Origin of the sequence: Microvirga sp. Mcv34, from assembly GCF_024519725.1 — a bacterium.
Classification (GTDB): Bacteria; Pseudomonadota; Alphaproteobacteria; order Rhizobiales; family Beijerinckiaceae; genus Microvirga.
The window spans coordinates 13981-27711 of sequence record NZ_JALJRK010000030.1 but is presented as its reverse complement, the minus strand read 5'-3'; the positions used below and the strand labels follow the sequence as shown (position 1 = coordinate 27711).

The 13731-nt window shown below is 66.1% G+C and carries 20 protein-coding genes; 10 read left to right on the top strand and 10 right to left on the bottom strand.

What is annotated here, in order from left to right; translation table 11 throughout:
• Nucleotides 1-34: 34 nt before the first annotated feature.
• Nucleotides 35-703 (bottom strand): CBS domain-containing protein, encoded by a 669-nt coding sequence (locus tag OC446_RS16590; RefSeq protein ID WP_262030128.1) that lies wholly within the window; start codon nucleotides 701-703, stop codon nucleotides 35-37.
• Nucleotides 704-1129: 426 nt separating this feature from the next.
• Between OC446_RS16590 and OC446_RS16585 the strand changes: the two genes are divergently transcribed.
• On the top strand, nucleotides 1130-1573 hold the full coding sequence (locus OC446_RS16585; protein ID WP_262030127.1) for an OsmC family protein: 444 nt from the start codon (nucleotides 1130-1132) through the stop codon (nucleotides 1571-1573).
• A 137-nt stretch (nucleotides 1574-1710) separates the two neighbouring features.
• Here OC446_RS16585 and OC446_RS16580 read toward each other — a convergent pair whose 3' ends face one another.
• From OC446_RS16580 to OC446_RS16555, 6 genes are all read right to left on the bottom strand, one after another.
• Nucleotides 1711-2130: a hypothetical protein gene (locus OC446_RS16580; protein ID WP_262030126.1), complete on the bottom strand. Its 420-nt coding sequence runs from the start codon at nucleotides 2128-2130 to the stop codon at nucleotides 1711-1713.
• 7 nt (nucleotides 2131-2137) lie between these two features.
• Nucleotides 2138-2956, bottom strand: a complete 819-nt coding sequence (locus OC446_RS16575; protein WP_262030125.1) for a TIGR02587 family membrane protein — start codon at nucleotides 2954-2956, stop codon at nucleotides 2138-2140.
• Nucleotides 2957-3186: 230 nt separating this feature from the next.
• A complete protein-coding gene (locus OC446_RS16570; protein ID WP_262030124.1) occupies nucleotides 3187-3390 on the bottom strand; it encodes a hypothetical protein in 204 nt (67 codons plus the stop codon).
• An 18-nt stretch (nucleotides 3391-3408) separates the two neighbouring features.
• Nucleotides 3409-4308, bottom strand: a complete 900-nt coding sequence (locus OC446_RS16565; protein WP_262030123.1) for a CBS domain-containing protein — start codon at nucleotides 4306-4308, stop codon at nucleotides 3409-3411.
• A gap of 273 nt (nucleotides 4309-4581) precedes the next feature.
• Nucleotides 4582-4800, bottom strand: coding sequence for a hypothetical protein (locus OC446_RS16560; protein WP_262030122.1), 219 nt, complete (start codon nucleotides 4798-4800; stop codon nucleotides 4582-4584).
• A 47-nt stretch (nucleotides 4801-4847) separates the two neighbouring features.
• Entirely contained in the window at nucleotides 4848-5063 is a 216-nt protein-coding gene (locus OC446_RS16555; RefSeq protein WP_262030121.1) for a helix-turn-helix domain-containing protein, read from the bottom strand.
• A gap of 578 nt (nucleotides 5064-5641) precedes the next feature.
• Between OC446_RS16555 and OC446_RS16550 the strand changes: the two genes are divergently transcribed.
• Together OC446_RS16550 and hpf are read left to right on the top strand one after the other, a co-directional pair.
• The gene (locus OC446_RS16550; protein WP_262030120.1) at nucleotides 5642-5830 is read left to right on the top strand and encodes a hypothetical protein; all 189 of its coding nucleotides are present in this window, start codon (nucleotides 5642-5644) and stop codon (nucleotides 5828-5830) included.
• 280 nt (nucleotides 5831-6110) lie between these two features.
• A complete protein-coding gene (hpf, locus tag OC446_RS16545; RefSeq protein WP_262030119.1) occupies nucleotides 6111-6458 on the top strand; it encodes a ribosome hibernation-promoting factor, HPF/YfiA family in 348 nt (115 codons plus the stop codon).
• A 44-nt stretch (nucleotides 6459-6502) separates the two neighbouring features.
• Here hpf and rnk (OC446_RS16540) read toward each other — a convergent pair whose 3' ends face one another.
• The gene (gene rnk / locus OC446_RS16540) at nucleotides 6503-6985 is read right to left on the bottom strand and encodes a nucleoside diphosphate kinase regulator (protein WP_262030118.1); all 483 of its coding nucleotides are present in this window, start codon (nucleotides 6983-6985) and stop codon (nucleotides 6503-6505) included.
• Between the two features lie 518 nt (nucleotides 6986-7503).
• Here rnk (OC446_RS16540) and OC446_RS16535 point away from each other — a divergent pair.
• The 7 genes from OC446_RS16535 to OC446_RS16505 all read left to right on the top strand — a co-directional run bounded on the left by OC446_RS16535 (nucleotide 7504) and on the right by OC446_RS16505 (nucleotide 12334).
• Nucleotides 7504-8064, top strand: coding sequence for a PTS sugar transporter subunit IIA (locus OC446_RS16535; RefSeq protein ID WP_262030180.1), 561 nt, complete (start codon nucleotides 7504-7506; stop codon nucleotides 8062-8064).
• 550 nt (nucleotides 8065-8614) lie between these two features.
• On the top strand, nucleotides 8615-9040 hold the full coding sequence (gene rnk, locus OC446_RS16530; RefSeq protein WP_262030117.1) for a nucleoside diphosphate kinase regulator: 426 nt from the start codon (nucleotides 8615-8617) through the stop codon (nucleotides 9038-9040).
• 109 nt (nucleotides 9041-9149) lie between these two features.
• A complete protein-coding gene (gene speD, locus OC446_RS16525; protein ID WP_262030116.1) occupies nucleotides 9150-9668 on the top strand; it encodes an adenosylmethionine decarboxylase in 519 nt (172 codons plus the stop codon).
• Nucleotides 9665-10549, top strand: coding sequence for a polyamine aminopropyltransferase (speE, locus tag OC446_RS16520; RefSeq protein WP_262030115.1), 885 nt, complete (start codon nucleotides 9665-9667; stop codon nucleotides 10547-10549). Before speD ends, speE begins: the two co-directional genes overlap by 4 nt.
• 106 nt (nucleotides 10550-10655) lie before the next feature.
• Entirely contained in the window at nucleotides 10656-11120 is a 465-nt protein-coding gene (locus OC446_RS16515) for a RidA family protein (protein WP_262030114.1), read from the top strand.
• A gap of 33 nt (nucleotides 11121-11153) precedes the next feature.
• On the top strand, nucleotides 11154-11609 hold the full coding sequence (locus OC446_RS16510) for a transcription elongation factor (RefSeq protein WP_262030113.1): 456 nt from the start codon (nucleotides 11154-11156) through the stop codon (nucleotides 11607-11609).
• The gene (locus tag OC446_RS16505) at nucleotides 11609-12334 is read left to right on the top strand and encodes a uroporphyrinogen-III synthase (RefSeq protein ID WP_262030112.1); all 726 of its coding nucleotides are present in this window, start codon (nucleotides 11609-11611) and stop codon (nucleotides 12332-12334) included. The genes OC446_RS16510 and OC446_RS16505 overlap by 1 nt, the downstream gene beginning before the upstream one ends.
• 419 nt (nucleotides 12335-12753) lie before the next feature.
• Here OC446_RS16505 and OC446_RS16500 read toward each other — a convergent pair whose 3' ends face one another.
• Together OC446_RS16500 and OC446_RS16495 are read right to left on the bottom strand one after the other, a co-directional pair.
• Nucleotides 12754-13191: a GreA/GreB family elongation factor gene (locus tag OC446_RS16500; RefSeq protein WP_262030111.1), complete on the bottom strand. Its 438-nt coding sequence runs from the start codon at nucleotides 13189-13191 to the stop codon at nucleotides 12754-12756.
• Nucleotides 13188-13655 carry a GreA/GreB family elongation factor gene (locus OC446_RS16495; RefSeq protein ID WP_262030110.1) on the bottom strand — a complete coding sequence of 156 codons (468 nt, stop codon included), beginning with the start codon at nucleotides 13653-13655 and terminating at the stop codon, nucleotides 13188-13190. The genes OC446_RS16500 and OC446_RS16495 overlap by 4 nt, the downstream gene beginning before the upstream one ends.
• Between the last annotated feature and the right edge of the window lie 76 nt (nucleotides 13656-13731).

Below are 13731 nucleotides of genomic sequence, written 5' to 3'. Positions count from 1 at the left end.
GGGAAGGGCTCCTCTTGAGGTGCCGGAGGCCGGATCACGCGGCGGGGTAGGCCTCACGGCGCACCAACTGGTCCTCGACCCGGACCACACCAGGAACGTTCTCGGCGGCCACCCGCAAGGCGCGGCGCTCCTCCTCGCCCCGTACGAAGCCGAACAGGTGGACAACGCCGTTCTCCACGACGATGTTCTTGGTCATCATGTGGGCCCAGGGCTGCGCCTTCAGCTCGGCGGTGAGGCGCTCCCGGATCGTCCGGTCATCGACGCTGGCATCCTTGGACACGTCGGTGGCGGCCAGGGCCTGGAGCAGGTTGCTGCGCGAGACGATGCCGGCCAGCCGTCCATCCCGCACCACCGGCACGCGCTTGATTCCGTGCCGCTCCATCTGCCGGGCGATGTCCGCCAGGGACGCGGTCTCCGGCACGGTGACCACCCGGGCGGTCATGACGTCCCTCGCGGTGCGGGCGTGGGTCTTGGCATAGTCGCGGGCCAGCGCATCCTCGCCGGTGATCAGGCGCAGCCACCAAGAACGACGCTGCTCGCCGATGGCGCCCGCATGTCCGATCAGGTCGCCCTCGCTGACGATGCCGACCACCTTGCCACTGTCGTCGACCACAGGCACGCCGCTGATGCGGTGCTCCTGGAGCAGGCGGGCGACCTCGGGGACCGGGGTCTCGGGCGGAACGGTGACGACGGTGGCGGTCATGACATCGGCGGCGGTCAGCATGCGGCACTCCAGGCAAGGCATCCGAGGGGCAAGGGCACAATGGAACAGGGCTCCGGGGGTTCCATCTGGGTTGCCCCGCTTCCCCGTGCAGCGCCTCAGCCCTGGCGTCTTGGTCCCACGTCGGAACCGGGGGATGTCGCACCGGAACCGCCGCTGGCCGCGCCACAGAGCCGCCAACCGTTTGTGCCAAGACAAAGTACCTGTCGCGCGGCCTGCTATCAGCGCCCGGACGGCTGCGGGGGCACGGCCGTCGTGGCCGGGGAGCCTCGCTCACGCCATGGTGCGGGGAGCCCCGGCCCTCCGGCCAATGGGCCAGGTTCTGACGCTCCCGCGCTTTGCCGGTCAGGTCGGAAGCTGGACCACACCGCACAGGCCGATGCACCAGGCCGGCAAGGAGATGATGGCATGACCGATCTGTGCTTTCGTGTGGCTCTGGGGTGGCATAGCCAACCGGCGGACGGGGAGGGCGTCTGCATCATCGGGAACAAACGCTTTGGCTATTCGGCTCCTGCTGAAACGGACGAGCCTGGCCAGGGCGTGAATCCGGAAACACTGCTCCTATCGGCAGTGGGGTCTTGTTACAGCATCACCCTGTCGCGCATCCTCAAGAATGCAGGGCTGCCGTTCTCGCGGATCCACGTCACGGCGGAAGGCTCGGTGAGCGGGTTCCCGAGGGAAACCCGGTTCACGACCATCTTGGTCCATCCCGAGATCCGCGAAGCCGATGGGAGCCGGGCCGAGGAATACGCGCAGGCGGCGCAGCGCGCCCGGGAGCGCAGCGTCATAGGGGGCGTCGTACGCGACAGCCTGGACTACAGAGTTGGCGAGGTAAGGCTGTCCGGCCCGTGACGGGCTCCGTTCCGCCGGTCGCCAACCGGACCTTCCGGACATGGTCCGGGGCAGAACCGCCGATGCAACATGTCGCCCCGGCGCGAACGATTTGGGCTGCCGGCGAGGCTTGGGAAGGGCCCTGTCGCCCACGCTTGTTAGGGATCGGCGAATCCTATGGCGCGCACGGCCAGGGTGCCGCTGCTCGGGTCACGGGTGAAGAATAGCCCGCCTCTCCGGTCCGAATGCCCCGGGACGTAGTCGATTACAACCTGGCTGACCTCCTCTCCGCTGTCCGTGGACACCTTGCCCTCGACTTCCACTTGCGCGGCTGCCTCCCCGGCCGTGTTCTGCGCTCGAAACAGAACCCGGTAGCCACCCTCAACGGGCGTCACGTTCTCGACCGTGACGGTGATCACGGGAGGGACAGTGGCGCCGTTGAGCGCCTGCCAGCCGATCACGCCGAAGATGCCAAGGACGAGGAAAAGCCCGATGCCGGCGGCCAGCCACTCCAACCACGGCACCTGCTGCACCGGCTTTCCGGCCTGGATCTCACCTGTCTTGTATTCCCGGTTCATCGCTGCCTCACACCACGAGCCGCGCCGTCGCGGCGCCCAGCGACGCAGGGAAGCCTAGCACCACCAGCATGTTTGCAATCTCGGCCACGGCCACACCATCCGTACGCCCGAAGCTCCAGAGCACGTAAAGGCTCACCAGCAGTGCAATGCCGTAGCCGGCCAGCGTGAAACGCAGGAAGGTCGACAGGAAGGTCCCGCCCTCGGGCCGACTCTCCTGGCCGGAGAACCCGATGCTGTAGACGAAGACGTGCAGGAGAAGCATCGAAAGCACACCCAGCGCCAGGGCGTGCCACGGCGTCATCTGAAAGGCGATCAGGATCATCTCCTCCGTCGGGGCCATGTTAAAGGCCAGGAACAGCGCCCCGGCCAGCATCAGGAAGAGCTCGCCGGCGTACCCTGCCTCCTGCTTGCGCTCCTCCTCGGCCTGCATGTCCTGCTCGGCGCCAAGCTGCTTGCGCCCGAGCATGGCGCCGACGCTGGCCGGCACGCTCTGCAACGCAATCCGTCCGATGATGTCGCCCCAGCTCATGTCGAAGGTGATCACCGCAAGCGCCACGAGCAGCAGGGTGGATGTGATCACGCCGACACCAAAGGCGGCGAACGCGTCCATGGCGTCCTCTTTGAGGCTGAAGGTCTTCTCGAAGCCGGAGAAGTAGGAGAGTCCCACCAGGACCGCTAGGGTGAAGCCTACGAGCAGCAGCAGCCGGCCACGTCCCATCGAAAAGCCGAGCGACCACATCTCCATGGTCATCAGCAGCGGGAGGCCGAAGATGATCGCGCCGCCAAAGGCGCGGGCGAGTCCGATGGCGTAACGTTCACTGGTCACAGTCACCTCGTCCGTCGGCCAAGCTCACACCGCAGGCAGAGGAAGCTTGGCCTTGAGGGGGAACCCGCCGTCCGGCTTCGGGTTCCCCCTCCCGCTCGGGACCCATGCCTTCGCTGCGACCTCCCGCACCACCACGGCGGCCGGACCCGTTCCGTGGCTTGACGCCAGCAATGGCTGATCCGGCGCGAACGAGGTCGACGGGCAAAGGCTCACGAGCCCCATCCCTATGTTCAGCGAGCCCTGGAGGGAGTCGGCGCTGCGCGGGAGCCCTGGTAGGTCTCCCGGGACACCCACGTGGCGAAGCCGAGGACCGCGGCGGCATAGATCGCGAGGACCTCGCCGGAATCGATCATCATCGCTCCAGGAACTCCGAGCATCAGGCAGACGCCGACGAACAGGACGGCGTCATTCAGGATGGCACGGGGTCGCGTCATCGCACTGTTCTCCCTGGTTCAGGAAACGGAGCGGGGCCGCAGGATCAGGCGGTCCTGGATCGAGCGGACGCCTGGCGTGTTCTCGGCCGCGACGAGAATCGCCGCGCGTTCGGACGCCGAGTCCACGAGCCCGGCGATGTCCACGTTGCCGCGATGCACCGAGACGTTGATGAGCCGGTAGGAGGGCGTCACAACCGCTACCTGGGCCATCAGGTCCCGCAGGATGGCATCATCCGTGGGAGGATCCGCAAACATCGGGGCGCGGTGGCGCGCGACCGCCCTGACGAGATCGCTGCGGCTGACGATGCCAACGAGACGCTTTCCGCGCACGACGGGCAGCCGCTTGAGCCGCCGCTTCTCCATGACAGCGGCGACGTCCGCGAGCGTCATGTCCTCGGTGGTCGTGACCACCTGCGGTGTCATGACGTGATGCGCCTTGCGACCATGGGCCCGGACGTAGTCGGATGCCTCTGCGCTGATGTCGACAAAGACCTTGCGCCACCAGGAGCGCCGGCGCTCTGTTCCGATCTCGGCCCGCCGGATCAGGCCGCTCTCGCTGACGATGCCAAGCAGACTTCCATCGGCGCCGACCACCGGCACAGCGCTGATCCTCTTGCCCGCCAGCACATTGGCGACCTCGCTCACCGGGGTGGCCGTCGAGACGGAGACCACGTCACGCGTCATCACGTCCGCGACGGTGAGCGGGGATGGCACCGCGCCCGCGGGTGGGTGCTGCGGCCTGCGGTCCTGATCTTGAAGGCGGTTCGGCGTCGAGCGGCCCAGGGCTTCCCGCCGCAGGCGCCACGGCATGAGCGCGATGCGGCCGCCATCGTCCGGCACGGGCGATTGGCCAAGGGCCAGGGACAGCAGCCGGTGCGGCGTCAGCGGCTCGGTCAAGCGGTGATGGCGTGCAGTCATGTTGTCTCCACCCACGCGGCGCAGCATGCCAAAGGCTGAAGGACGATCCTGATGGGGCGCATGCCACGCCGGCCCCTGAAAGGGCGCGATGGGTCCGAGGATTGTTCAGGAGTCGTCATGACCCCGAAGAGCGGGCCGCCGCGATGGGCAGGCCGGCCTTCGGGGTTCAGCAGCCTGGGAGGAGGCGCCCCGCGCAATGATGGGAGAAGTGACGCAGCGTATTCATGATACCCTTAAGGTAAGTAGAAGATCCACGAATTCAAGCCGATGCCGTCAGGTGCGACGGGGAGCCCCGGCCGCCGCCTGTGCGGCCCTGATCCAGTGCCTGAGGTGACCGGCGTCCTGGCGGTTGAACGCGGCGCGCCGCTTGAGGTCATCGAAGCTGTCGTCGCGGCAGGCGCGCTCGAACAGCTCACGGACCAAGGCTTCAATGTTGTTCAGCGGGGATGCCTCGTTGCGCAGGCTCGTGGAGCGTTGGGCATGACTGGACATTTTGCTCTCCTCTTACACATGCGGCGTCGGTTGAGTCTGGCCTGAATCTAATCGTGCGCTCGCTCGACGTATTCCCGCGCAAGGCGGCTTACGGTGCTGGCGCTCAGGCCCAAGCGGATCGCGATGGTGGCGTAGTTCAGGCCTCGCGCCTTTAGCGCTATGATGTGCGCGGACCGCCGCTCGGTCTCGGTCTCGCGCCGGGCGCGCTCCTCAGGTGTCGTCACCCGATAACTCAAGGATCTCTTCTTCGATTCTTTGCTCATGATACCCTGCCGAAACGCACACCCCGGCTCGCGGTGGCACCTTTCGGTGGCCGACGTCTCCGCAAGTGCAATGCCACCACGCGGCCGCGCCGGAACGTGCGTGCGCCCGCATCCCAATCCGACTTGATGTTTTGACGGTATTCCTTACCCCGTGTCCGCGTGCACGCACGGCGGACGCGGGGCTAGCGTCCTGCGACCAGGGTTCCGGCGCGGCAGCGGCCGCGATGATGTCTGAGAAAGGGCACCATGACACAGCAAGCTTAGGCTGCCTCGGCGCTTTGTCAAACCGCGCCTTCTGACGCGGGCGATAACCTTGACAACGATCCCGGTGCAACCGACATTGATGATGTCATGCCCACGATCCGTAACCTTTCCGCTTTGCGCGCAGGCCGTCTGAAGACGGGAGCCTAAGCCCCGGACGCTTTCAGTCCGGGGATGATCGGTACACGGCAAAACCCGACCACCCATAATCCCATCGCCATGCACCGCGTGGATTGATCCGGCGCGCACGGGTTTCTGCAATCACAATCCAATCACGATGAGCGGCCGTCTCGCCGAGATCGCCGCATGGTGAGGTCATGTCCATTGTCATCCTTGCAACCTTCTTTGTCCTGACGCTCGCGCAACTCATCTTCTGGGAGCGGCTGGGCGAAGCATTCGGCTACGCGGCATCGATCAGTGTCCTGGGACTCTTCGCGTCCCTCACGCTGATCGTGATGGCGCGGGTCGCCGCAACCCAACCATTCTTCGACGGAAGAGGCCGATGACACGGCTGCGGCGGTCCTGACCGCCCGCCCGCACCAACCACGATAACGGCTTTGCAGAGCGCGAGGCTCGCGAAAGGAGAACGACGATGCTGAGGCGTGCCCGACGGGACGTCTGCAGGATCTGCAACCGCAATCTGCCAAGGGCCGCGGCCCGGTGCCCTTGGTGTTCCTATGGAAACGACAAACCGGCCAAACCCGGCACGCCACACGCTCCCGTGCCCCCTAATGAGATGCACACCATCAGGAGCCCCCATCCCGCAAGCCCATGAAGGAGGCATTTATGAAGCAGAACGCCACACCCACTCCGATCAGGATCATCGGCTCCAACATCGACCTTGGCGAGGCGCTGCCGCGCAAGGTCCAGGAAGAGCTCCTGCATGTCGCCGAAACCTACTTCGGGCATCTGAACCATGCGACCGTGGGGTTCACGCGCGACGGGCAATGGTACTGCTGCACCATCAACGTGCAGGTCGGCAATCTGAAGGTGATCGTCGCCGAAGCCTCGGCGACGGACTGCCATAAGGCCTTTGACCAGGCGCTCGCCAAGATCAGCCGGCAACTGCTCCGGAGAAAGCAACGGGTGGCCGACAGCAAGCGGGTCCAGATGCAGGCCTCCGCGCTCGCTTGAGGACATCGCCGGGCCGGAGAACACCTCTCCGGCCCGGCACGATGCTAGCGTGTGGTGGTCCGCATCAAGCCGCGTTGCGTCGGCGCAGGAGCCGCTCTCGCATAGTGGTCCTCGCCCGCGCTCGCGCGTTCGGGCTGATGCACGACACGGATGACCTGCAGCGCCCGTTGTACGCCTGTGGCGCTGCGCCATTGGAATGACTGTCCTTCGGCTAGGCCGATCAAAGCAGCGCCCAATGGCGACAGCACAGAAATGCGCTCCGCGCCTGTATCCTCCTCTCCTGGATAAACCAGCATCCCGCGGCGGATCTGCTCGGCGATCCCGTCGCGGAAATCGAAGACGGAATGCATGGAGATCACGTTCGGAGGGAGGCTTGCAGGGCTGACCACCCGGGCCCGTTCGAGCTCGGACGCGAGGAACTGCGCCGATGGCGGCGCCCTGCGGATCCGCATGCCGGCCGAGGCGATCCTCCGAAGCCGTTCATGATCAAGTGCGGAAACAGTTGGGACAACGAGAGACGCGGACACCTCATACTCCTGAAACGAATATCATCAGCCAGGCGGACCGGACGCATGGGCGCATCTTGTGGGCAGCCGCGAACAGGACACGGTCGCTGATCGTTCGCTGGTTCGTGCTTGCTGCTTGGTGAAAGCTCCCGGGCGCAAGACAGGCGTCTTGCCCCGGCTCAGGCGCTTGAGGCGTGGCAGGTGGCCTGCGTGGCGAAGCAAAGCGTGGTAGCGGGTGTCGGCATGATATGCCCAAGATAGACACAATAGGCGGCTGTTCAAGCTGTGGAGCCCATGCCGGCGTATGCGGGGTGCAATGGCCCTTAGGGATAGCCTCCGGCGCGAGCTTGAACTTACGTTGCCGACAAGCGTTGCCATAATGCCATGAACACACGCTTTCTCATGCAGCGCATGCTGTTCCGGAAAGGACTTCTGCAAACGGGCCGTTAAGCCCGCGGCGGCGGCATGCCGCCCGGGGCGAGCGACCCTGTCCTGTTCCTGAAAACATGAGGCGGCCCAGGATCCGGCCGACGGTGACGATGGCACCCACCATGATGGCATCCTTGATTTCTCCGGCACGCGTGATTCCGCGCCTGCGTGCCCGTGACCTCCGGCAGGTTGTTGGCGAACTCGTTCGCCTCGCGACGGCGCAAGCCGCCTTGGATTGCGATGTTGTCTGCCGCGCGGTTCTGGAGCGCGGCGAGGCGTCCACGTTCGGCTTCGGGCGCGGGGTCGCGATCCCCCACGCCGCGATCCCTGGCCTCGACCAGCCCATCGGCGCCTTCGCGCGCCTCAGGCCGGCGCAGGACTTCGGCGCGACCGACAACATCGCAGCCGATCTCGTGTTCCTGCTGCTGAGCCCGGATGGAGACGATCCCACGCATCTGCGCGCCCTGGCCTGCGTGGCGCGGCGGCTGCGCGACCGCGAGGTCGCGGCGCGCCTGAGATCCGCCAAGCACGCGGAGGCGATCCATGTCGTGCTCACGAGCGATGCCTGGCGCGAGCCCGACGATGAGCCTGACCCAGGGCATTCCGCCACAATGCCTGTCGACGATTTGACAAACGGGGCAATATGCACCAGCCTAGAAGCATCATGTTGAGCTTCGCACATCATTGTCGCGGCCTGCTGCGTGCAGGCAACCTCATCGCGGGCAAGTAGCCCCGAGCTCGACGCGCATCCGCGCCCCGAGTTCGGGGCAGTGCAGGATTCCCAAACCTTCGGACATCTTGTGAGGCCGGCTGCCGAGGCATCCGGTGCGACGGTATGCTTCAACACTTCTTCAAGCCCGTGCTCAGCGTGACGAGACGCAACCCCTTCCCCGCGGCGGCGCAGAGCCCGGTATGCCGTCGGGAGAGGCGTGCCCGGGGCCGATTGCTCCCGAGCTCCCGGCGCAGACGCCCAACCCGCATCCGCTCCCATCTCCATCCGGCGCAAAGGAGGCCGTGCCATGCATCAGTCCCCGAATGAACCGCCATCCAAGCCCGATCCACACGGGGCGGAGGAGCCGGATGGAAAGGTGGTCCGGTTGACGCCGCGGAGCCGACCGGCGCCGGAGCGGCTCCCTGATCCGCCCCACGGCGATGACGACGATCCCGGACCGAGCGCCGCATGACGGTTGCTGACGTCCCCACCAGAATTGGAGACCTGAGATGACGAAGAAGGCCGGCGGCGCCAAGCCGCGCATCACCCTGACCGCAGCCGACCATGGGAAACTGTCGGTGCTCGCCAACGCGGCAGCGCATACCATGCCCGAGGTCGCGGCCACACTCGGCGAAGAACTCGACCGCGCGCATGTTCTGGCCGCGGGACGCCGTGCCACCGATACCGTGTGCATGGGCTGCACGGTCGAATTCCGCGACGACATGACCGGACGCGTGCAAACGGTGACCCTCGTCTACCCGAACGAGGCCGACATCTCGAAGGGACGCATCTCCGTACTCACGCCCATCGGCACGGCGCTGATCGGGCTGCCCGTCGGCAAGTCGATTGATTGGACCACGCGCACCGGAGAGACGAAGCGGCTGACGGTGCTGCAGGTGCGCGAACCTGCTGTCGTGGAACCCCAGCCCGCATAAGCGCGCATGTCCCGCGCGCACCATGCGAACAATCCGCCACGCGACCGCCCCTGGTCGTGTGGCCCACCTTTGTCCTGCAACCGGCAGAAATCTGCCAACGGAGAACTGAATGCCCGAAACCAACCGTCTCAGCGTGATTGCCACCCCCGACCCGCGCCCGCCCGCCCACGGATTTGAGGGACGCCCGCGTCATGCTGATCGGACAGCACCTCTTGCCATCCTTCCCTCAATCCCTGCGCCGGCCAACGACGGCCGCCTTGACCATTTCATCCAACGCGACGGCATGCTGTTCGCGGGAACGCATCTGATCGTCGATCTCTGGCATGCATCGAACCTGGACGACCTGCAATTGGTCGAACAGGCGCTGCGGGACGCGGCCGCCCGTGCCGGCGCGACGCTGCTCAACATCGACCTCCACCATTTCTCGCCGAATGGCGGCATCTCCGGCGTCGCGGTGCTCGCGGAGAGCCACATCTCCATCCACACCTGGCCCGAGATCTCCTATGCGGCCGTCGACATTTTCATGTGCGGCACCGCGCAGCCGCACAAGGCCATCGAGGTCCTCAAGGGGGCGTTCCTGCCGGGGCACGTCACGCTCGCCGAGCACAAGCGTGGGGTGATCCTATGACCTGGTTCCAGGAGAAGCTTCACGAGCACCATAAGCAGATGCTCTCGATGGAAAGCGTCCTCTATCACTGGCGGACCGAGTTCCAGGATGTCTTAATCTTCGAGAACGCCACCTTCGGCAAGGTTCTCGTGCTCGACGGCATCGTACAGCTGACGGAACGCGACAACCACATCTATCACGAGATGATCGCGCACGTGCCGCTGATGGCGCATGGTTCCGCGCGGGACGTGCTCATCATCGGCGGCGGCGACGGCGGAACGCTCAAGCAGGTGCTCAAGCATCCGGTCGAGAGCGCGACGCTGGTCGAGCTGGATGGCGAGGTGATTGACCTGTCGCGCCGCTTCCTCCCCGAAGTGTCGGACGGAGCCTTCGACGATCCACGGGCGAACGTGCTCGTCATGGACGGGACGCGCTACGTCGCCGAGACCGAGGCCATGTTTGACGTCATCATCATCGACTCGACCGACCCGATGGGTCCGGGGGAGCCGCTCTTCACGCCAGCCTTCTACAGGGCGTGCCGGCGTCGCCTTCGTCCCGGCGGGATGATCGTCGTGCAGAGCGGCGCCCCCTTCTTCCAACCTGATGAACTGGCGGTAGTGCGCGAACGCCTGTCCGGATCCTTTGCCGGGGTGCGTCCGTATCTTGCGCCGGTGCCGACCTACGCAGGCGGCATGCTTGCGCTTGTGGCAGCAGGCGACTCCCGCGATGCGCTGCGCCCCACGACCGATGTTCTGCGGAGACGCTTCAGCGTGCTGCGGAGCCGGACCCTCTACTACACGCCCGAGGTGCATCGGGCCGCGTTCACGCTGCCGCCGACCTTCGCTCCTGCCTCCAGGAGCGACGATCCGGCCGCGATGGTGTTGCTGAAAACAGGATCCTGAACCCCGCGGCGGCGGCCGACAGGCCGCCGTCCCGGGGGACACCTCTTGGCTGCATTTTGGATCATCACGGCTCTGCCCCTGTCGTGGAGCCGAGCAGGAGGACACCATGACCATCGCTCCGCCGCCTCTCTCGACCCCGCTGCGCGAGATCAATCCGCCCAAATGGCCGAGTCCCCGCGGCTATTCGCATGCCATGGCCGGCATCGGCACGTTCGTGTTCGTCGGCGGGCAGATCGCCACCGACAACGCAGGGAGGATCACCTCCGTCGGCCTGGTGGCCCAGGCGCGCCAAGCGCTGCGGAACGTGCGCACGGTCCTCGCCGAGGCGGGCGGGGCGCCCGAGCATATCGCGCAGATGACCTGGTACGTGCTCGACATCGAGCACTACCGAGCACTGCTCAGGGAGCTCGGCGTCGTCTACCGCGAGATCATGGGCAGTCACTATCCAGCAATGGTGCTGGTCGAGGTCTCCGCACTCGTCGAACCGGCTGCCATCGTGGAGATTGCGGCCACGGCGGTCCTTCCGGTCGGGTGCCCGTCCTCGCCCGTGGACAGTCCTCTGAACCGGTAGGCTGCCGAATTGCCTGGGACGAGGAGGAACGCCATGATCGTCGATCTGCCCGCCATCACCGTCACGGTGCGCGACCATCGTCGGTTGCTGCACACGGCGGAACGCCTTGCCGAACAGGCGCACCCGCTTGCGGCTCACCTGTTGCACGAATTGCGCCGAGCCAGACTGTGTGCACCGGACGAGCTCCCGGACGACGTCGTCGCCCTGGATACGTTCGTGACCTATCGCCTCGGTGACGAGGACACACCGGAAAAGCGCATGCTGATCCACCCGGACGACCGGATGTGGCCGCCCGCCGAGCTGTCGGTCCTGACCCCGGCTGGGTTGTCCCTCCTGGGCGTGCGTGCTGGGGACCGCATGCCGCTGCTTGGAGCCGACGGGTCGGCGGATGCATGCGTCGAGGTCCGGGCTGTTGGTCCGCGGGTGACCGGCGCCTTCGTGCCGCTGGAGACGCCGTGGCCAGGTCTCCTGAATGAGCGGAGGCGTTGATGCGGGTTCTGCTCACGCGCCCGCAGGCGCAATCGGAGGAACTCGGGACCGTGCTCAAGGCACGCGGCATCGAGTGGCTCGGCGAGCCCTTGCTGCGGATCATGCCGGTGTCGTGGGATCCGGCCGTGCTGGCCGGGCCGCAGGCGGTTCTGCTCACCTCCGCCAACGCCTCGCGCGAACTGCTCAAGATCCCGGGCGCGCGCCGTGACATGCCTGTCTTCGCCGTCGGTCCGGCCACGGCGGAGCCGCTGGAGGCCGCCGGGTTCTCGAACGTGCAGGCCGCGGGCGGTACCGCGGTGAACCTGATGGCCCATGTCCGCCAAAAGGTCGATCCGCGCGCGGGGCGGTTGCTCCACCTCAGCGGCCGCGACATCTCACTCGACCTGGCGGCCGGCTTGGCCCCGGCTGGGTTCGATGTCGACCGGTTGATCGTCTACCGCGCCAGTCCGGTGGAGCGGCTGAGCGCACGGACCCTGCACGAGATGTCCTGGAACCGTATCGACGGGGCCGTGTTCCTGTCCGCCCGGACGGCGGCAGTGTTCTGCAGCCTGGTTATTGCGTCGGGCCTCGTGGAGGCCTGCGCCCGCATGACGGCGTTTGCGATCAGCCTTCAAGCGGCGGAGGCGCTCAAGCCGGCCGGTTTCCGCCAGGTGGTGGTCGCCGCTGCCCCGAGCCTAGACAGCATCGTCAAGGCCATTCTGCGCCGGACGACGGAGGACGCCTGAGGCGCCATTGGAGCCGGCAGCACCACTGATGGTCCGGCCTCCACGGCGCAACTGCGCCACGGCTTTGCGGCCCTTCAAGCAAGCCAGTGCTCCCAGAGTCCGGCGGCCGTGCCGAGCACCATGAGCGCAAAGGCGACCGAGCGCATCACACGCTCCATCGCCGGCTCCGGGGGATGATGGCGGCAGCACACAGGCTCCCGCTGGCCTCCGGTCATGCTCCTGTTGGGCAAATGGCCCAAACACGCTCTGTTCACTTCATCCTCCTGCCCCCGATGGTGACGCGGCTCCGGGCGAGCCACCGAACCTTCACTTCCGAACCTTGCGCTCGCCAGAGGTGTGTTGGATTGCTGAGTGAATGACGACCCGGTAAACCAGGTAGCAGGCCAGGATGAGCATGATGGAAATAAGCTCTTGGCCCATCATGACAGTTCCCTCCATGGTTCGACGAAGCGTCCGTGAGGCTGGTAGAGGACGCGGAGCAGCGTGAGGCTGCGCCATCCCTTGGACGTCCGCCACGTGATCGACCGTCCCTCGCTGAGGCCGATCAGGGCCGCGCCTTCCGGCGACAGCACAGAGACTTGGTCTGCCTCGCCGGCGTCCTCGTCGGGGTAGACCAGCGTTACGCAGCGGACATCCCAGGTGACGTCATCGCGGAATTCCAGCCGCGAGTGCATCGTGGCCACCGACGGCGGAAGGGCGCGTGGCGTCACGACCGTCGCACGGATCAACTCGTTGGCAAGCATTGTCGCCGCAGGCCGGTCCTGCTGAAAGTTCAAGCCAAAGGACGCGAGAAAAGCGAGACGGTCGTAGTCGCCCGTCGAGATCGTCACGGGCGGGAGAGTTTCTTGCTTGATCATCGTGCCCTCCGCTCGTCGGAAGCCCAATCGATGCCACCAGGCGTGCGCGTGACCGTCGAACCGTCATCCAGAAAGCGCAGGCCGATGCCCTCCACGCACACCTCATGGAGCTTGCCATCCTCCTCGAACGACATGCGGTCGCCAACGCGCAGGCCCAGGAGCGCCGTTCCCAGCGGCGTCATCACGGAGATTTCTGCGCTAGGCCAGATCAGGTCTTCGGAATGAACGAGCAGGTGCGCACGCGACTTGGGCTCGTCGTCGATGCGGTAGATCACGCGGCAGTTCGTCGAGACGACATCCTCCGGCAGCGCCGCAGGATGGCAAACCCTGGCGCGACGCAGCTCCTTGAGCAGGAAGTTGGATGCCCGGCGGTTGTGTTTGTGCCGGATCATCGCCGTGAACAGCAGGCGGTTGTAGTCGTTGGCCGCGAGGGTGATTGGGGGGAGCGCGTGTTGCGTGTTCATGAAAGCCTCCTCAAAACGGTCAACTGACGGACGCGCAGACGCGCGTTCCCGCAGGGCGGACGGACGTGGCAAGCCA